Raw genomic sequence first — 18,752 nt, forward strand, 5'->3', positions numbered from 1 at the left:
CAAATGAGGAGGTATTGATGTGATGAAGTACGGTATACGAGAGGTAATAGCCTCTCATTTAGAAGAGAACCGAACGATCTATGTCTTTACGACGATTCTATTTTTAATTGGAATTGTATTTGGAGCGATCATTGTTAATAGTTTAAGTTTAACTCAAAAACATGATCTATATATGTATGTCAATCAATTCTTTGGTCACATGCAACAAGGAGAGTTAGCCCAACCTTCGGCCATCTTTAGTCAGAGTTTTGCTCACTATGCAAAATACTTTGGATTAATGTGGATATTAGGTTTATCGATTATCGGTTTACCAGTCATCTTAATACTACTCTTCTTAAAAGGGGTTGTTGTTGGTTTCACTGTTGGCTTTTTAGTAAATCAAATGGGTATGTCTGGTTTCTTCTTATCATTTGTATCTATTATGCCGCAAAACTTCATCCTCGTGCCTGCTTTTATCATTGTTGGAACGGTGAGCGTTTCATTCTGCCTTAAAATGGTAAGACAACAATTTATGAAGCGAGGAAATATGCCAATTTTCCCACAATTTATGAGATATTCCTTACTGATATTATGTGTGGGGTCAGCTCTTACATTAGCTTCTGCATTCGAGGCATATGTTTCACCAGTATTAATGAAGTGGGTCATCACAACAATGATTTAATTATCATATAATAATTATTATTATATTGGTTTTATTATTAAAATAAAATGGGTTTACTGTGATAAACAAGAATCATTATAGATTGACACTGATTTTTCGAATGCTTATAATAAAAGGAGGTAAAAGGTTGTTGGAGGGGAGGCATAAAGGATGGAGAAGCGACTCGAACGAATAAAAAAACATCTGCACTCACAAAGCTATAAGCTGACACCCCAAAGAGAAGCGACAGTAAGAGTGTTGCTAGAACATGAGGAAGATCATTTAAGTGCAGAAGATGTATACCTCCTAGTAAAAGAAAAATCACCAGAAATTGGACTTGCTACTGTTTATCGAACGCTAGAACTATTAGCGGAATTAAAAATAGTAGATAAAATAAATTTTGGAGACGGTGTCTCACGGTTTGATTTACGTCAAGAGGGAGCTGCACACTTCCATCATCACCTCGTTTGTATTGAATGTGGTGCAGTCGATGAAATTCAAGAGGATTTATTAGGTGATGTAGAGGAAGTTGTTGAACGAGATTGGAATTTTAAAATTAAAGATCATCGTTTAACCTTTCATGGTGTTTGTCATCGTTGTCATAGTGAGGATAATCAAGACTAAAAAGTTTAGTGAGAGATTTACTTTTAGGACGTTCTTAAAGGTAAGTCTTTTTTGCTTACATTTAAGCTTCTTATAAGATTTACAGCTGATTAATCCAGCCTGTTTGATTTAGAAGTCGACCTGTTTTACGGTCAAAAGAAGAAGTATGATAATGAAAATCGGCTTTTTACACGACTCTGGTATATTCTCTATGGTTTTTGGCATAGCTTGTAGTAAGGGCTTGACTATAGTTGTCAAATGCGGAGGTATGTCCGATGAGATCGTGGTTTCAATTAGTCATTCAAACGTTAAAAGTATTTCTTTTATTTATGGGATGCACTCTTCTTTTTTATTATGGTATTCTATGGGTAAGTCAAGAATATGAAAGCTACCATCGGTATGATGAGCCTCAAGGAAAGGCTATTAAAGTATTTCAGATGGATACTAGCGGTGAACATTCGCCTTCTTGGGTTGAAAGGTTATTGATGTTTTATCGGGAAGGAGAATAATAGTTAACCATAATAGGAGCGATTTGCTACGTGGAGAAAGAAATGAATGAATTTCTACATTATATTCAAGTAGAGCGGGGCTTGGCGAGAAATACAATACAGTCTTATGAACGTGACTTAAAAAAGTACAAGTTTTATTTGAAAAACACTGCAGGAAAAGAGCATTTAAATGAGGTTGACCGTCAGCTGATTGTCGATTATTTGTATGGATTGAAAGAGCAAGGATTAGCAGAGACAACAATTGCTCGAACAATTGCCTCTATAAGAGCCTTTCATCAATTTGCATTACGTGAAAAACTCGCTGAACGTGATCCATCTGTCCATCTAGAAATTCCGAAAAGAACAAAACGGCTTCCAAAAGTACTTTCTATGAAAGAAGTAGAAGACTTGCTTGCGGTCTCTAATGGTACTGATCTATTTTCCGTTCGAAATCAGGCCATGTTAGAAACTCTTTATGCTACTGGAATGCGTGTGTCTGAACTAATTCAATTAACCGTTACCGATACGCATTTAACGATGGGCTTTGTCAGGTGTATTGGAAAAGGAAATAAAGAGCGGATCATTCCGTTAGGGAGCAAGGCAACTGAAGCTCTTAAGCGGTATCTAGAACAAAGTAGACATAAATTGATGAAACAGAATCGGCATGATATCTTGTTTGTAAATCATCATGGAAGAGCCTTATCGAGACAGGGTTTTTGGAAGATCTTAAAACAGCTAGCGGAGAAAGCAAATATAAAAAAAGAATTAACACCGCATACGCTTAGGCACTCATTTGCCACTCATTTACTTGAAAATGGAGCCGATTTAAGAGCTGTTCAAGAGATGCTTGGCCATGTAGACATTTCTACAACTCAGATTTATACGCAAGTGACTAAAGCAAGAATGAAGGACGTCTATGCTCAATATCATCCAAGAGCATAGAATTTTCTTAATGAAAGAGGTCAGACTTCTGACAACTTAAGAGTCAACAAAATGTAATCGTTTTTGGGCATAGTATATAAAAAGGGGAATGTAGCATTGGGTAAAAAACAATTTAAACGTATCTTTTTAATTGTAATGGATTCTGTTGGTATAGGAGAAGCTCCTGATGCCGCTGCATTTGGTGATGAAGGATCTCATACATTAAAGCACATTGCTGAAAAAATGAATGGGCTAACAATGCCAAATATGGCCAAATTAGGCTTAAGTCATATTGATGAAATACCAGGAGTAGAAAAAGTTGACAAACCAGCTGCACATTTTGGCATGATGCAAGAAGCATCAAGTGGAAAAGATACAATGACAGGTCACTGGGAGATAATGGGTTTGAAAATTGAAGAGCCATTTCAAGTTTTTCCTGACGGATTTCCGCCTGAACTCGTGTCAGAGCTCGAAAAGCAATGGGGACGTAAAATGATTGGCAATAAAGTTGCTTCTGGTACAGAAATACTAGATGAACTAGGGGAAGCGCATGTGAAAACAGGAGACTTAATCGTCTATACTTCTGCTGATTCAGTTCTCCAAATTGCTGCACATGAAGATGTCGTTCCGTTAGAAGAATTATATGATATTTGTGAGAAGGCACGTAAGCTTACTCTAGATCCTAAATATATGGTAGGACGTATAATAGCTCGACCTTTCATTGGCGAAAATGGAAAGTGGGAGAGAACCCCTAACCGACACGATTATGCATTAAAACCTTTTAGTCGTACAGTAATGAATGAATTATTAGATGGAGGATTTGACTCGATTGCTTTAGGGAAAATATCCGATATTTATGATGGCGAAGGAATTTCTGAAGCAATCCGAACGGTTTCAAACGATGATGGAATGGAGAAACTTATTGAGACGATCCATAAGCCATTTACCGGATTGAGCTTTTTAAATTTAGTTGATTTTGATGCAAAGTTTGGCCATAGGCGAGATCCGATTGGGTACGGTCAAGCACTTGAACAATTTGATCGTCAGATGGCGCAGGTGATTCAGGAGTTAGGGGAGAATGATTTATTAATCATTACAGCAGATCATGGTAATGATCCTACTCATCCAGGCACAGACCATACTCGAGAATTAGTTCCGCTTCTTGTTTACAATAAAAATCAAAAAGAAGGTAAAGATTTAGGGACACGTCAAACATTCGCTGATATTGGTGCGACTATTGCTGATAATTTTGGAGTTGAATTACCTAAGCACGGAAAAAGCTTTTTAGAGGAACTTTAGGAGGGAATTATGATGTTAGATCGAAATGTAATTGAACAAACAGCAACATTTTTAAACGATAAGATTGATGGTAAACCGCAAATCGGTTTAATTTTAGGTTCTGGTTTAGGGATACTAGCTGAAGAAATTGAGAATCCGGTTCACGTACCTTATGAACAAATTCCAAACTTTCCTGTTTCGACTGTTGCTGGGCATGCAGGACAATTGGTGTTTGGTACGTTAGAAGGAAAACAAGTTGTCGCTATGCAAGGAAGGTTTCACTTCTATGAAGGTTATAGTATGGATGTTGTGACATTCCCAATCCGTGTAATGAAGGCAATTGGTGTAGAACAGATCATTGTTACGAATGCTGCTGGCGGAGTAAACGAGGCTTATGAGGCGGGTAATTTAATGATTATTAGCGATCACATTAACAATTTTGGTCAAAACCCATTAATTGGCCCTAATGATGAAGAACATGGAGTTCGTTTTCCGGATATGTCATCGGCATATTCTGAGCGTCTGCGAAAGCTTGCAAAAGAAAAAGCACAGGTATTACAAATTGATGTCAAAGAAGGTGTTTATGTTGGAAATACTGGTCCAACGTATGAAACGCCAGCGGAAGTTCGAATGCTTCGAATTATTGGAGCCGATGCGGTAGGAATGTCAACAGTACCAGAAGTTATTGTTGCTCGTCATGCTGGAATAGAAGTATTAGGAATTTCTTGTATTTCTAACATGGCTGCGGGGATTTTACCTCAACCTTTGACACATGATGAAGTTATGGAAACGACTGAACGTGTGAAAGCCGACTTTTTATCCTTAGTAAAGGCAATTGTGAAAGATATGTAACTTCAAAAAACTACATACATTTAGAAGTGTGTTCTTAAGAAAAGGAGTGACGAGTGATGCGCATGGTTGACCTTATTGAGAAGAAAAGGGACGGCAATGAATTAACGAAAGAGGAGATTCGTTTTGTCATTGAGGGCTATACATCAGGAGATATTCCAGATTACCAAATGTCAGCGCTGGCTATGGCAATTTTCTTTCAGGATATGACAACAGAAGAAAGAGCTGAATTAACAATGGCAATGGTCGAATCGGGCGATCAGATTGACTTAAGCGCAATCGAAGGAATAAAAGTAGACAAACATTCTACTGGAGGAGTTGGGGATAAAACAACAATTGCTCTTGCACCACTTGTTGCTGCTGTTGGCGTACCAGTAGCAAAAATGTCTGGGCGTGGTTTAGGTCATACTGGAGGGACGATTGATAAGCTTGAAGCAATTCCTGGTTTCAGTGTTGAAATTGATACAAGCAAATTTACCAAACTCGTCAATCAAAATAAGTTAGCTGTTGTTGGACAATCAGGGAACCTTACTCCAGCTGATAAGAAACTGTATTCGTTAAGAGATGTAACAGCTACTGTGAACTCAATTCCACTTATTGCTAGCTCGATCATGAGTAAGAAAATTGCATCAGGAGCCGATGCGATTGTATTGGATGTGAAAACAGGATCGGGAGCCTTTATGAAGAAGCTTGAACATTCAAAAGAACTTGCTGAATCGATGGTAGCGATCGGGAAGAATCTTGGGCGGGATACGATGGCAATCATCTCAGACATGAATCAGCCATTAGGCCGAACGATAGGAAATGCTTTAGAAGTTAAAGAAGCGATGGAGATGCTTCGTGGAGAAGGTCCAGATGACTTAAAAGAGCTTTGTTTAACATTAGGCAGCCAAATGGTATACCTTGCAAAGAAGGCATCTTCTATTGAGGAAGCTCGTATAAAACTTGAAGAAGTAATTGGCAATGGAAGAGCATTAGAAACATTAAAAACGTTCATTGAAGCGCAAAATGGCGATCCTTCAATTGTCGATGATCCTACTAAATTACCGACTGCCCAACATATCATTGAAGTTGAAGCGAAAGAATCTGGAATGATTGCTGAAATCATTGCAGACAAAATTGGAACTGCAGCAATGTTGCTAGGCGCAGGTAGGGCAACAAAAGAATCTACGATTGATCTTGCAGTAGGAATTGTTCTAAATAAAAAAATCGGTGATCACGTTGAAATTGGCGATTCACTTGTGACAATTCACGCTAACTCAGAGGATGTTAGCGAAGTTATCGATATTGTAGTAGGAGCTTATTCAATTGCTAATCAAAAAGTTGCGAAACCGACATTAATCTATGATGTAATTCATTGATGAAATAAGCACCGAAGAAGGGTTTAACCCTTTTCGGTGCTCTATTATTATAAAAGCCAGCTTGCAAATTGATAGTATAATGGAATGCCGATAATTAGATTAAAAGGAAACGTAATACCAAGAGCTAATCCTAAATAAATAGAGGGATTCGCTTCTGGAACGGACGTACGGAGTGCTGCGGGTGCAGCGATATAGGAAGCACTTGCTGCGAGTACAGCCATTAACGTCATTCCACCTAATGACAAATCAATGATATAACCGGTTAAAACACCAAGGATTCCACCTACGATTGGCAGGATAATTCCAAATAGTAACAACTTAATGCCGTGTTTTCGAACTTCTGGCAATCGCTCACCAGCTACAAGTCCCATACTAAGTAAAAAAAGAATCAGTACACTGCTGTATAAGTCAATGAATAATGGTTGAATGACAGGGATTGCTGTGTCTCCTGTGACTAGTCCGATTAGTAAAGCTCCTAATAGTAATAGGATGCTTTTGCCAAAAAAGGCTTCTTTTAATACCTCTTTGTCTAGAAAAGATGTATTAGGAGAGGCAAATGCGATTTTTTGTGACGAATAAATGTCTTTACCCATTTCCTTCCGTTCTAAAAGCTTAAGGACAATGAGCGAAACGATGATAGCGGGACTTTCCATTAAAACGACCATAGCATTCATAAACCCTTCATAACTTACCCCGGTATGATCTAAAAAGGAAATCGCAGCTCCATACGTAACAATGCTTACAGAACCATAAGTGGCAGCGAGACCAATCGCATTTTTTGTATCAAGCTTAATCGTTTTAACGAGGGTAAGAACGACGATCGGCAGAAGGGATCCTAGTGCAATCGTTGCAACTACTGGTCGGTAGACTTCTTCTAAAGAATACTTAGAAAGTTCAATCCCTCCTTTTAAACCGATGGCGATTAATAAGAAAATACTTAGTGTTTCAGTTAAAGCTGTTGGAAACTTAAGATCTGATTTAACAAGGGCAGCAATTAAACCTAACACAAAAAACAATACAACTGGTGACAATAAATTTGAAATTATGATCTCAGACATTGGATACTCCTTTCCTAATAAAAAAAACCGACAATTAACGATCAGCCCTAAATAAGAGCTGTATCTGTAAATTGTCGGTTTATCTTTAACACGCTTTGGCTTTTTAAAGATCTCCCATTAAGCTAATGCATTTATATATAATCTATTAATTAATAACTAATACTAGAACTATTCTAACGTTTTTTCGATGTCGTTGCTAAGCCGAAAGACCATGAGGCGTTCGCCTGTTTTGGTGCTTATATCCGTGTGAAAAGTGATGACTTCTTCACCGACTAATTCTTGAAGTAAGTCACCTAATTGGTTTCTTCCTGACTCAACAAGCTCACAGCGGATTTTTTTTATAGAAAGACGCCCTTCATCTTTTTGGCAAAGAGCATATTCGGCAGGAGTAAGTATCCCTTTAAGAGTAACAATGACCATATCTCGTAAAATGTCGGTTTTTACAGATACTGGGCCTCGTCCTAAGAAGTCTTTTTCCCACTGTGTTAATGCTTTTGAGATTGTGGCTTCTAATACTCCTTTTTTTCTAATTTCTGACACGATGTTTCCTCCTCAAGAAGTTATCCGATGGTGAATAAAAAAATCGGCATATCCCTAGACCAAACTTGTGTCCAAGAAATACGCCGATTTATCAAGTACGTTTAAGACAGAAGTTGAGGTCTCTTTTTCTTATTACCGAACCATTCAATAATAAGCTAAAGAAAAACTACTGTTATCTTATTCGCTAGATCTCTCGGTAAATTTCATTATTTAAAGCATAGAGCGTGAACCTATATTTGTCAATGAGTATTTACAGAAAATTAGCTTTTTTATTTTAAGACCTCTGAAAAATCTTCTTAAGTAGAGTACTGAATAAGCTTTAAATATTTTATTGGTGTACCATAATAAATTATTCGTTGAAACTCTGGATAAATCGATTTATACATAATATATATAGGTGCATTGAGTAGTGTGGGATAATTTGCGAAGAATGGTTGATCACCGTAAAATATTCCTTTTAAGGCGGTACTCATTTCTTTTTGAAAGATGCTATATCGAAACTGAGACTGTTCTTTAGTAAATTCGCCTTCATCTATATATGCTACCCCAACATAGCGTGGTCGATTTAAACGATCTACTTGTAATTCTACTATTACTTCATCACGTAGCTCCCAATCAATTGCTTTACAATTAACAATAAAACCTATATCCAAAAACAATTCACCTGTAACATCTGAATGGGTTAGAGTGTATTTCCGACCTTGAATAGGTTGAAAAAAGTAGCAGGTGGAATCAGGTTAGTTTGTAACTTTGTTGAATCAAACATAGAAATTTATGTTGCCTCCTTCTGTAAACGTATGCTTCTATATAGATTATGAGTTAATGCAATAACAAGATTAGGTGTATACACAAATACCTTATTTCTGTATCAAGATTATTTTATATTAACTCGTGTTAAATCTATCACATGGTATTCATAAATTTATTTTCCAATAGTTCTTTTTATAGGAGTGATGAATTCGAGTATAAAGTCCTATTAATGATCAAAGAGAAAACGTACCAACTTTATGCAAAGTGGTACGCTTTCTCTCTTTTAACCTATTTGAATCTGCCTCTCTTGAAGCTAAATTCATGCCTATTCTTCTTACTAAAAATATTGTCTATCCAATCGTAAAAGCATTATTCTTTTAACGCATTGATTCCTAACGTTGTTAATGTTCGGTCATCCATAGGTGGATTATGAAGACCGGCTCTTACATCGCGATAAAAACGTTGAAGTGCATGCTCCTTAAACAAGCTTTGTGCTCCAACAACTCGCATCGCCCGATCGACAATTTGAACGGCTGCATTGACGATTTGATACTTAGCAGCACCTAGTTCTGCTTGCATTAACATTCTATCTTCATCGGTACTTCTATCCCATTTTTCGGCGACACCATAAAGAAAATAGCGTGACTGAATTAAATCGGCTTCATTTTCTCCAATTTTCATTTGAACAGTTGGGAGATCTTTAATCGGAGAATTTAAGCTATTTGGGGCATAGGAATTAGCGAAATCGATCGCAAAATTCTGAGCTGCTTGGGCAATTCCTAAATAGCAAGCTGGAATATGTAATAGCCAACCAGCTGGACGTTTGCTTCCAGGTTGAATCATTTCTAAGAAATATTCATTTGGAAGTGTAACTTGATTTAAATGTAAATCATGACTAGCTGTTCCTCTCATAGCGATTGTATTCCAAGTTTCTATAATTTCAACACCAGTTTGAGATTTTGGAATAAGGAAGTTGCCAACTTGTTCATCTTCTAAAGTTGCTGAAACGATAAAATAATCAAGTGCTGGTGCCATTGAGGTGAAACTTTTTCGGCCCGTAATGATCCAATAATCATTCTTTTTCAGAGCGCGTGTAGTAGGCTTTCCTCCACGTGTAGGACTGCCTGTTTCGGGTTCTGAAGCAGCAGCGTTGATAAGAGAATGGTTAGTAACGATTTTTTTAAGAATCCTTTCTCTAATGTGATGAGGCCAATTTGAGCGTTCGCCAATTTGAGTAGTAAGTCCCATATGCCAGCCAATTGAGAGTGCTGTAGAGCCGTCAGCTTCTGCAATAATTTCTTGAAGTGGCAACCATTCTGAAATTGAGAGACCTTGTCCACCGTAGCTCTTAGGGACCGCAAGGGAGGTATAGCCTATTTGTTTTAAATCTTCAATGTTTTCCACTGGAAATGAATTTTCTTCATCGTGCTTTTGAGCACGTTCTGCAAAAGCAGATGCTACTTGTTTAACGATCTTTCTTCTTTCTTCTTGCGTGTTACATTTATGAAGATGCATCATATTCTCCTCCGATCTTTCTTTTATAAAAGTTTATCATAAAGAGGATAAAAGGAAGAATGATCAGCTTTTTTACTTGTTCACGGTCTAATAAAGACAGCGGTCCCATTTGGTACAATTTGAGCTAATTCTTCAACATCTTCGTTAAACATTCGGATACAACCAAGAGAAACGTAGTGACCAATAGAAGCAGGATCATTAGTACCGTGAATGCCATAGGACTTTTTTGATAAACTTAACCACATCGTTCCAAATGGGCCACCGGGATTTGGCGCTCTATTCACGATAATAAAGTCACCTACAGGGGTTTCGTGGAGCATACGGCCCACTCCGACAGGATAAACTTTTAAAATGGTATCCAGGTCCATTAGAGTAAGTGTTCGGTTATTAAGAGAAATATGGATTGTATAGGGAATGGTATCTGGAGAAGGAAGTCCAGGTATTCTAATTCTTTGTCCTACGATTATCATGTTAGGGTCAATTCCAGGGTTTGCTGCAATAAGAGCAGAAAGCAGAACGCGATAATCTTCAGAAATGGAAAATAACGTTTCTCCCATTCTAACGGTATGAATCATTTCGTACCCCCCATTTATAATTTGTATTATCGTATTGTTCAGATCTCTTTTTAGAACCAAGTATTTGAAGGGTATTTACTAACGGATAATTGGCGACGCCTTTAAAATATGTTTAAATAAAAGATATAAATCGTTGGAGGGATATAATGAGACCATTACAAATATCTGCGGAAACTGCTCAAAAGCTTGCGGAATCTTTAAATGTGCCAATTGAGCAAATCATGCACATGCCGCAACATATTTTATTAGCGAAATTAGCAGAGCTACAAAAAGAAGATAAAAATGATAAATAAATAAGAAGAGTCGAATAAACTTTTTTCCGTTTATTCGACTCTTCTTATTTTGAATAAATGGCTGTTCCACCGGGCACGGTTGCAATGAAATTCATGCTTTTATGAAAATATTCACGAGAGATGACAGGAGGTAGTTTTTTAGAATTGGATTAAACAATCCCATGGTAGGACCAGTCTGGCATTCAAGTATTTCCTCCTTAGGTTAGTAGATTAAGTCCATTGTACTACTAAAGGGACTTATCACCAAAATGTTAAATATATATTATTTTATGCAATATATATTTGACAAATTAGAGACGTGTGGAATATGATGGAAAAAAGGAGGGGAGGAAAATGAACATTTTTAGGAAGAATAAGATACAGGATGAACGCATCATTCACTCACGTAATCAAATTTACAAAGAGGTTTATTATTTAGTAATGGCAATTTGCATTCTATCAGTTGCTTTAAAATATGGAATTTACGGTCCAAATGTTGAGTTGGTCATTACGGAGTTAGCGATTCTCATATTAGCAGGAATTTACTATACAGTTCGTACCGTTCAATTAGGAATCTATGCGGATGAGGTAGAACTTCATGATCGGTCTAACAAATGGTCAATGAAAAGTAAAAGTTTTCTTTTGAGTTTTGGTTTTGGAGTAGCTATCTCATTATACTTTGGAGTGAGAAGTTCAATTCTCTATGGGGATGAATCTACTCATATATGGTTTTTCCTCAGTGTTTTTGTAGCTTCTTTAATGATTTATGTACCTATTCTGCTGTTGTTATTTTTCGGGGGTCATGCGTTTTTTGAGAAATGGAGTAAGAATAGACAAAAGAGTGATTCCCAATGAAAAACATGCGGTTAAAAGTAGCTAGAGTGGAAAAGGAACTGTCTCAAGTAGAATTAGCTAAAAGAATTGGTGTCTCAAGACAGACGATTGGATTAATTGAAGCAGGAAAATATAACCCGAGTTTAAGCTTATGCATTGCAATTTGCAAAGAGTTATCAAAGACATTGGATGATTTATTTTGGGATGAATAAGAATTTATTCGTAAGAAAAGTGGTAGCTGAGGCTACCACTTTTTCTATGTGTCATGATTTTCTCAGTATTAATCATTTAATGTATTAATTTAAGAAATTCTTAAGATTTTCAGTAAGTAATTGTTAAGATTTGTTGCTTATGATGTATGTAATCTCAAATAAAGATGAGTGATATAATTTGGAAAGGAGGGTAAGGAAATGGATTATAATGTTTTAGTTGTAGATGATGAAAAGGAAATTCGCGATGCGATTGAAATTTATTTGAAAAACGAAGGAATTACTGTAATAAAAGCAGTTGATGGGCTAGATGCTTTAGATAAGATCTGTGAAAATACGATACATTTAATCATTTTAGATGTGATGATGCCGCGGCTCGACGGAATGGCCACTACTTTTAAAATTCGAGAACAAAAAAATATACCAATTATTATATTAAGTGCCAAAAGTGAGGGTACAGATAAAGTTTTAGGATTACAAGTTGGAGCGGATGATTACATCACAAAGCCATTTAATCCATTAGAGCTAATAGCGAGAGTGAAATCTCAATTAAGAAGGTATGTCACACTCGGAACTTTTGAAGGTGAAAATAAAGTACTGAATTTGAATGGATTAACCCTCGATTGTGAGGCGAAACAAGTGCAAGCACATGGAGAAATTGTTAAATTAACACCGATTGAGTATAAAATTGTCGAGTTATTAATGATAAATGCGGGTAGGGTTTTTTCCATTAATGATATATATGAACGAGTATGGAAAGAGCCTAGTTATAATGCTGAGAATACGGTCGCAGTTCATATTCGAAAGATACGTGAGAAGATCGAAATCGATCCGAAAAATCCAAGATATTTAAAGGTGGTTTGGGGAGTTGGGTACAAAATGGAAAAATAAAGTAAAAATAGGTGTTTGGCTATTTTTATTTACATTTGGCTTAAGTGGTGTGATTTCAATATTCACACAAGGGACGGATTATCTAAAAAATTATTTTCATACGGATCAATTTGAATATCAATTAGAACAATTTATTTCGAATTTAAATATATATGAATTAAATAATTTATCGAAAGAAGAGGTGAAATCGTTACTCACTGTTTCCGATCAAGAAATAGAAGAGCATCGTTACAGGTATGGTGACCTAAGCGAACAAATAGTAAATATTCAAGCACAATACGAAAGTCGAATAGAAGAGGCATTGGCCAACGATAATGAACAAGTTGCCGAACTTTTAATTTCTGAGAGGGATGAAAAGATTGAGGATATTTCTAAAAACTTTAAAAGTGATGAACATATCCGTGAAAAAATATTGATAGAGAAGGAACAACAGGTCGATGAATACTTTCACCAGTTAGACAATGACCGTTCAGAGTTCTTGAAACTGAAATCAAGTTTTATATATTATTTGCGAGATACTGAAACTGGTGAGGTGTTTACAAACGTAGCGTTAGAAGCTGAAGAAGTTAATGATATTTTTACAAAGCAGGATTTACACTTCATACGTACGTATCCTTCTAATTCTCACGGTTATTTAGTCTTACCGACTTCATTAAATAATGCAGGCTTTGCTTTCGACGATCAAATGTTTGCTTATACAGAGATATCTTTGAATCGAACTTATGAAGGAAAGGTTGCTGTACCGAATCCAATGTCGGTTAATAGTCCAATTAAAAGTGATTATGATGGTTTCCAGCAATTGAAATTCATATACGTGACTTTTGGTACGATAGGTGGAATGGTGCTACTTCTATCACTCTTTATATTAAAGAGAAAGTATAGTACTGTTCGGTTAGAAAGAGGGAGTCACGTTTACGAGAAGATACCAATTGATCTTCGGCTTATCCTGTTTTTGATCTCGATCATTATTTCGCTTTCGATCTTATCGGCAAATATTTATCGATATCCTAACATATTCGAATATTTCATTAGCTATATCGATGATTTTCTTATTCATTTATTTCTGTCCATGCTCTTTGTAGGGTTAACGATTATACAGGCCTTGTACTTAAAAGAAACAATGAAACAGCAGGAAACGTGGCCTTCTTTATGGAGAAGTTCTTTTACTTTAACATTATTAAGAATGGTACAGGGATTTTTTCTTAATCGACGTACAGGTACTCAGGTATTTGTCTTACTCTTTGTTGTATTTAGCTTTGGTTTTGGATTTCTATTAGTCTTCTTAAATCCAATATTTTTGATTCTATTTGCAATCGCTTTTCTCTTTGTTGGATTACCAACTGTAATCATCATTATGAGAAGGGTTGGCTACTTTAATCTCATAATGAATAATGTTGAGCAAATTAAGCTTGGGCGTACTGTTATTGAGGATCTACCTGAAAAAGGGAAATCTCCATTAGCTACTTTAGCTGCGCAGATTAATACAATGAAGCGTGGAGTGAAACAATCTCAGCAGGAGCAAGCTAAAAGTGAAAGACTAAAGACGGAGCTTATTACAAATGTAAGTCATGATCTAAGGACACCCCTTACTTCTATTATAACGTATACTGAATTATTAAAGTCACAAGAAGTAACGGAAGAGGAAAAAAATCAATATGTTCAGATTATTGATCGTAAGTCAAAACGTTTAAAAGTGTTAATTGATGACTTATTTGAAGCATCTAAGATGGCTAGTGGTAACATTGAGCTTGTCAAAGAAAAGGTTGACCTCGTTCAGCTCCTTCAACAAGCACTAGCAGAGTATGATGATACAATTAGCCGCTCTACTCTACAGTTTCGTATTACGAATCCAGACGCATTACCTGCAGTAGTTGATGGTCAAAAAATGTGGAGAGTGTTTGATAATATTATTAGTAACATTTTACGTTATTCATTAGAGCACACGAGAGTTTATATTTCAGCTGTAAAAAAAGAGGGTCAGGCAGTCATTACCTTTAAAAATGTGACGAAATATGAGTTAGGGGATGACATTGATGAATTATTTGAACGCTTCAAAAGAGGAGATGCCTCAAGACATACAGAAGGTTCCGGTCTAGGACTTGCTATTGCTAAATCAATTGTTGATTTACATGATGGACGTTTAGATATTGAAGTAGATGGTGATTTATTTAAAGTTATTGTGGTTATTACTTTATAAGCTGCTTACCTTTATTTTTAGACGAGGTTATTTCATATTAATTTGACAAACTTGTTGCTAAAAAAAGAGTCCTTATGTTTAGAAGGATTAAAGATCAGAAGCCAGTAAAAAGGTAAAATGTGGACCTTTAATGGCTTCTGAATCCTTTTTACTAATATCCCTTCTTATAATCGACTACATTAATAGAAAGTGGCTGGCCCTCAATATATTGTTTAAGGTTTGGAATGAAAATCTCCTCAACTACACGTTTGTCATAAAATTCGGTAGAGCCTGACGTGTGAGGAGTGACTATTACGTTGTCCATCTCCCATAAAGGATTATCCTTTGGTAATGGTTCAGTAGTGAATACATCTAATCCAGCTCCGGCGATTTGGTGCGTTTTAAGCGCATTGATTAAATCAGATTCAATCACTATTTCACCACGACCAATATTAATAAAATAGGAAGAAGGTTTCATAAGAGAAAATTGTTTAGATGTAATCATGTGTTTTGTCTCATTTGTCAGAGGCAAAGTAACGACTACATAATCGCATTTAGGAAGCAGTTGATCGAGTTGATCGGGTGTATACATTTCGTCTACATATTCAGTAGGGTGCCCTGAGTGTCGAACACCTAACACATGCATGCCGAAAGCTTTTGCAATCTTAGCTGTTTCTTTACCAATGGCCCCAACTCCAATAATTCCGATTGTTTTTTCATGCATTTCCAGTTTCATATTGGAATGGTGCCATGTTTTTGATTGCTGATTTTTTACATATGTATGGATTTTCCTTGTGAGAGCTAACATTAAGGCGTAAATTGTTTCTGAAATAGGATAGGAATGGACTCCATTGGCGCTCGTTAATTGAATCTTTTTTTCTTCCAGTTGTCTAAGAGGTAAACTGTTAACACCTGCAGACCATGTTTGGATCCATTGGAGTTTGTTGGAGCTTTCTGTAATTAAATCTTTCATGTCTTTTTTCCATCCAGCAATAACGTCTGCATCAAGAATGTGTTGGTGCCAAATCTCTTTATCTCTGCCTATTATTAATTCCCAATCTGGAATGACATTTGAAATTTGTTTACTTAATGTTTCACTCAAATTTTGTGTAATAACTAACTTTTTATTTACCATAGGTTCACCTTCTTTATCAGACTTAATTTAGTTTTTCATATTTCTTTGATTTTTTCAACAATTTCTACGGTATACTTTTCCAGTAGAAAATCTGAATATGATTCTGTCATCCTCACACAATAATCATTGAATAAGAACAAAGCGAGGTGAACAGAAATGGTAAACAACAACAACAACAGTAATCAATTACTGGTTCCAGGAGTACAGCAAGCATTAGACCAAATGAAATACGAGATTGCTTCTGAATTCGGTGTTGAACTTGGTGCAGATGCAACAGCACGTGCAAACGGTTCTGTTGGCGGAGAAATCACCAAGCGTCTCGTTCAACAAGCTGAATCTCAGCTTGGAGGTTCACAATTTTAATTTATTGTTCTTAACCACAAATGATCGATTCCCCTTGCAATTTGCAAGGGGTTTTGTATGTTTAGGAACACTCTTTTTAGTGAATAGTCATAATGAAGTAAAAAAATAGGAGAGTGTTAGTAATGTCAGATGTATTATTTACGGCGCAAGCGAAGGCAGTTGGAGGAAGGAATGGTCAAGTTTCTTCGAATAATGGGGTATTAGAACATAAGTTAGTTATGCCTACTGGTGGCGCATCAGCAAGTGAAGGAACAAACCCAGAACAACTTTTTGCTGCAGGATATGCTGCTTGTTTTGATGGAGCGTTAAATTTAGTTGCTTCAAAAGAAAAGAAAGAGGTTGAATCTGAGATTAATGCGCAAGTAAGCCTAATGAAAGACCCAAGTGACAATGGGTATAAAATCGGAGTTGTGCTCGAAGTCACTTTAAATGGTGTATCACAGAACGAAGCAGAAAAGCTTGTTGAAAAGGCTCATGAAGTTTGTCCTTACTCAAAGGCAACAAGAGGGAACATTGAAGTTAAACTTCATACTAAAGTAAAGTAGTAAAAAGAAACCTCCCTATCAATTGGGAGGTTTCTTTTGTGATGATTTTATTAAAAATTCAAAATTTAAATGTGGCTAAAATATTAAAGATGTATTTTAAATATTGCTTTAATGTTTCTCTAGGAATATCATAAAGATGTATTTAAAATACTTGTTTTGGGGGAATGAACATGTTATCTAATAAAACAATTGAAATTGTTAAAGCAACTGCACCTGTGCTTGAAGTTAAAGGAAAAGAAATTACGACAAATTTTTATAAATCAATGTTTGCAGCTCATCCTGAGTTGTTAAATGTTTTTAACCATGCTAACCAACAAAAAGGAAGGCAGCAAACAGCCCTTGCCAACACTGTAACTGCAGCAGCTCATTATATTGACCGTCTAGAAGTACTAGTTCCTGTCGTTAAGCAAATTGCTCATAAACACAGAAGCTTAGCTGTTAAAGCAGAACATTATCCTATTGTTGGCGAATTTCTATTAAAAGCAATTAAAGAAGTGTTAGGAGATGCTGCAACAGAAGAAATTCTAGAGGCTTGGGGCGAAGCATATCATGAAATCGCTGCAATATTCATTCAAGTTGAAAAAGAAATGTATGAAGAAGCTGAAAGACAAGAAAATGGATGGAAGGATTTTAAGACATTCAAAATTGTAAAGAAGGCAAAAGAAAGTGGCAACATTACGTCATTTTATTTAGCTCCAGTGGATGGCAAGAAGCTGCCAAGTTTCAAGCCAGGGCAATATATTACTGTTAGGGTTAAGATCAATGGAGAAGAATTTTTACAAAATCGACAGTATAGTTTATCAGATGTTCCAAATGATGAAGCGTTTCGAATTTCAGTTAAACGTGAGGATGAACAAACGCCTGCAGGAAAAGTCTCAAATTTCTTACATGAAGCGCCTAACGGCTTAGAAGTAGAAGTAAGCCCACCAGCAGGAGACTTTATATTAGAAGAAGACGAAAAGCCAGTTTATTTCCTAGCAGGAGGCGTTGGTATTACGCCGCTATTAAGTATGTTGAAAACGTCTGTCACAAGTCAACCTAATAGAAAAGTAACCTTTATCCATGCTGCGAGAAATAGTGATGTACTGGCATTTGAAGTTGAGGTAAAAGAGGCAATCAAGGTAACCAAAGAAGGAAAAAGTTATTTGTGTTACTCAAACCCAACAAATAAGGATCTAAAACTTAGAAACTTTGATCATGAAGGATATGTCGATCGAGCATTTTTAGAAGAAATAGTGGAGGAAAAAGACGCTCATTTTTATGTGTGTGGACCAGTACCGTTCTTGCAAACAGTTGTTAATGAATTAAAACAACTAGAAGTAAAAGAGGAGAATATTCATTATGAGTTCTTTGGTCCAGCAATGAAGTTAGAAGAAGCTACAACTGTATAAGTATAGAAAGATGTGCTTGGTTCAGGTAGAACCAAGCCTTTTTTATCAAGATTAATTTCCGCGTATATACACTAAAGGACAAGCGACTAATTAAGCGAATTAACAAATAGAGTAGAACTTACTTTTCTCCATGCGATCATCAAGGATAACCACTACTCTCCTCTCCTAATTCCATATTATTCCTATTTTGTTTAGCCTACAATCCTAATAGTACACAAGTTAAAGAACTAGATTGTTGAAATTTAGATAAATTAATTTATTTATGTATAAAAGCTTAACTAGTGGAAAAAATAGGAGGTAGCCAACCTGGGTAGGTTTTCCTAATTTGGTTAAGTGAAGAAAATACCTAGGGACGACT

The 18,752-nt window shown here is 36.2% G+C and carries 21 protein-coding genes; 15 read left to right on the top strand and 6 right to left on the bottom strand.

Annotated features, from left to right (window positions below; all coding sequences use genetic code 11):
- Positions 1 to 22 precede the first annotated feature (22 nt).
- The 7 genes from spoIIM to BkAM31D_RS05790 all read left to right on the top strand — a co-directional run bounded on the left by spoIIM (position 23) and on the right by BkAM31D_RS05790 (position 6,140).
- A complete protein-coding gene (gene spoIIM / locus BkAM31D_RS05760; RefSeq protein ID WP_066154543.1) occupies positions 23 to 661 on the top strand; it encodes a stage II sporulation protein M in 639 nt (212 codons plus the stop codon).
- 150 nt (positions 662 to 811) lie between these two features.
- On the top strand, positions 812 to 1,264 hold the full coding sequence (gene fur, locus BkAM31D_RS05765; protein WP_066154029.1) for a ferric iron uptake transcriptional regulator: 453 nt from the start codon (positions 812 to 814) through the stop codon (positions 1,262 to 1,264).
- A 254-nt stretch (positions 1,265 to 1,518) separates the two neighbouring features.
- Entirely contained in the window at positions 1,519 to 1,752 is a 234-nt protein-coding gene (locus BkAM31D_RS05770) for a YqzK family protein (RefSeq protein ID WP_066154032.1), read from the top strand.
- Positions 1,753 to 1,782: 30 nt separating this feature from the next.
- Entirely contained in the window at positions 1,783 to 2,673 is an 891-nt protein-coding gene (gene xerD / locus BkAM31D_RS05775) for a site-specific tyrosine recombinase XerD (protein WP_066154035.1), read from the top strand.
- A 135-nt stretch (positions 2,674 to 2,808) separates the two neighbouring features.
- Entirely contained in the window at positions 2,809 to 3,951 is a 1,143-nt protein-coding gene (gene deoB, locus BkAM31D_RS05780) for a phosphopentomutase (RefSeq protein WP_066154546.1), read from the top strand.
- A gap of 12 nt (positions 3,952 to 3,963) precedes the next feature.
- The gene (locus BkAM31D_RS05785) at positions 3,964 to 4,782 is read left to right on the top strand and encodes a purine-nucleoside phosphorylase (RefSeq protein ID WP_066154038.1); all 819 of its coding nucleotides are present in this window, start codon (positions 3,964 to 3,966) and stop codon (positions 4,780 to 4,782) included.
- Between the two features lie 56 nt (positions 4,783 to 4,838).
- Positions 4,839 to 6,140 (top strand): pyrimidine-nucleoside phosphorylase, encoded by a 1,302-nt coding sequence (locus tag BkAM31D_RS05790; protein ID WP_066154041.1) that lies wholly within the window; start codon positions 4,839 to 4,841, stop codon positions 6,138 to 6,140.
- Between the two features lie 47 nt (positions 6,141 to 6,187).
- Here the strand turns inward: BkAM31D_RS05790 and BkAM31D_RS05795 are convergent, their stop codons facing one another.
- From BkAM31D_RS05795 to BkAM31D_RS05815, 5 genes are all read right to left on the bottom strand, one after another.
- On the bottom strand, positions 6,188 to 7,198 hold the full coding sequence (locus BkAM31D_RS05795) for a sodium-dependent bicarbonate transport family permease (RefSeq protein WP_066154044.1): 1,011 nt from the start codon (positions 7,196 to 7,198) through the stop codon (positions 6,188 to 6,190).
- A 168-nt stretch (positions 7,199 to 7,366) separates the two neighbouring features.
- Positions 7,367 to 7,738 carry a Na-translocating system protein MpsC family protein gene (locus tag BkAM31D_RS05800; protein ID WP_066154047.1) on the bottom strand — a complete coding sequence of 124 codons (372 nt, stop codon included), beginning with the start codon at positions 7,736 to 7,738 and terminating at the stop codon, positions 7,367 to 7,369.
- 296 nt (positions 7,739 to 8,034) lie between these two features.
- Positions 8,035 to 8,391 carry a staygreen family protein gene (locus BkAM31D_RS05805; protein ID WP_235820409.1) on the bottom strand — a complete coding sequence of 119 codons (357 nt, stop codon included), beginning with the start codon at positions 8,389 to 8,391 and terminating at the stop codon, positions 8,035 to 8,037.
- Between the two features lie 466 nt (positions 8,392 to 8,857).
- On the bottom strand, positions 8,858 to 10,006 hold the full coding sequence (locus tag BkAM31D_RS05810; RefSeq protein ID WP_306807452.1) for an acyl-CoA dehydrogenase family protein: 1,149 nt from the start codon (positions 10,004 to 10,006) through the stop codon (positions 8,858 to 8,860).
- A 77-nt stretch (positions 10,007 to 10,083) separates the two neighbouring features.
- Positions 10,084 to 10,578, bottom strand: coding sequence for a L,D-transpeptidase family protein (locus tag BkAM31D_RS05815; RefSeq protein ID WP_066154052.1), 495 nt, complete (start codon positions 10,576 to 10,578; stop codon positions 10,084 to 10,086).
- Between the two features lie 146 nt (positions 10,579 to 10,724).
- Here BkAM31D_RS05815 and BkAM31D_RS05820 point away from each other — a divergent pair, with 146 nt between their 5' ends.
- The 5 genes from BkAM31D_RS05820 (at position 10,725) to BkAM31D_RS05840 (ending at position 14,981) form a co-directional block, all read left to right on the top strand.
- Complete coding sequence (locus tag BkAM31D_RS05820) at positions 10,725 to 10,871, top strand: YycC family protein (protein ID WP_084372174.1); 147 nt, start codon at positions 10,725 to 10,727, stop codon at positions 10,869 to 10,871.
- A gap of 333 nt (positions 10,872 to 11,204) precedes the next feature.
- A complete protein-coding gene (locus BkAM31D_RS05825) occupies positions 11,205 to 11,705 on the top strand; it encodes a DUF6773 family protein (protein WP_066154055.1) in 501 nt (166 codons plus the stop codon).
- On the top strand, positions 11,702 to 11,896 hold the full coding sequence (locus BkAM31D_RS05830; RefSeq protein WP_066154058.1) for a helix-turn-helix transcriptional regulator: 195 nt from the start codon (positions 11,702 to 11,704) through the stop codon (positions 11,894 to 11,896). Before BkAM31D_RS05825 ends, BkAM31D_RS05830 begins: the two co-directional genes overlap by 4 nt.
- A 198-nt stretch (positions 11,897 to 12,094) precedes the next feature.
- Positions 12,095 to 12,784 (top strand): response regulator transcription factor, encoded by a 690-nt coding sequence (locus BkAM31D_RS05835; RefSeq protein WP_066154061.1) that lies wholly within the window; start codon positions 12,095 to 12,097, stop codon positions 12,782 to 12,784.
- Complete coding sequence (locus BkAM31D_RS05840; RefSeq protein WP_066154064.1) at positions 12,762 to 14,981, top strand: sensor histidine kinase; 2,220 nt, start codon at positions 12,762 to 12,764, stop codon at positions 14,979 to 14,981. Before BkAM31D_RS05835 ends, BkAM31D_RS05840 begins: the two co-directional genes overlap by 23 nt.
- Before the next feature lie 151 nt (positions 14,982 to 15,132).
- Here the strand turns inward: BkAM31D_RS05840 and BkAM31D_RS05845 are convergent, their stop codons facing one another.
- Complete coding sequence (locus tag BkAM31D_RS05845; protein ID WP_066154067.1) at positions 15,133 to 16,095, bottom strand: D-2-hydroxyacid dehydrogenase; 963 nt, start codon at positions 16,093 to 16,095, stop codon at positions 15,133 to 15,135.
- 156 nt (positions 16,096 to 16,251) lie between these two features.
- Here BkAM31D_RS05845 and BkAM31D_RS05850 point away from each other — a divergent pair, with 156 nt between their 5' ends.
- The 3 genes from BkAM31D_RS05850 to hmpA all read left to right on the top strand — a co-directional run bounded on the left by BkAM31D_RS05850 (position 16,252) and on the right by hmpA (position 18,394).
- The gene (locus tag BkAM31D_RS05850) at positions 16,252 to 16,458 is read left to right on the top strand and encodes an alpha/beta-type small acid-soluble spore protein (protein ID WP_066154070.1); all 207 of its coding nucleotides are present in this window, start codon (positions 16,252 to 16,254) and stop codon (positions 16,456 to 16,458) included.
- A gap of 122 nt (positions 16,459 to 16,580) precedes the next feature.
- Entirely contained in the window at positions 16,581 to 17,003 is a 423-nt protein-coding gene (locus BkAM31D_RS05855; protein ID WP_066154073.1) for an organic hydroperoxide resistance protein, read from the top strand.
- A 170-nt stretch (positions 17,004 to 17,173) separates the two neighbouring features.
- Positions 17,174 to 18,394, top strand: coding sequence for an NO-inducible flavohemoprotein (gene hmpA, locus BkAM31D_RS05860; RefSeq protein WP_066154076.1), 1,221 nt, complete (start codon positions 17,174 to 17,176; stop codon positions 18,392 to 18,394).
- Positions 18,395 to 18,752: the final 358 nt, after the last annotated feature.

Origin of the sequence: Halalkalibacter krulwichiae (assembly GCF_002109385.1) — a bacterium.
Lineage (GTDB): Bacteria > Bacillota > Bacilli > Bacillales > Bacillaceae_D > Halalkalibacter > Halalkalibacter krulwichiae.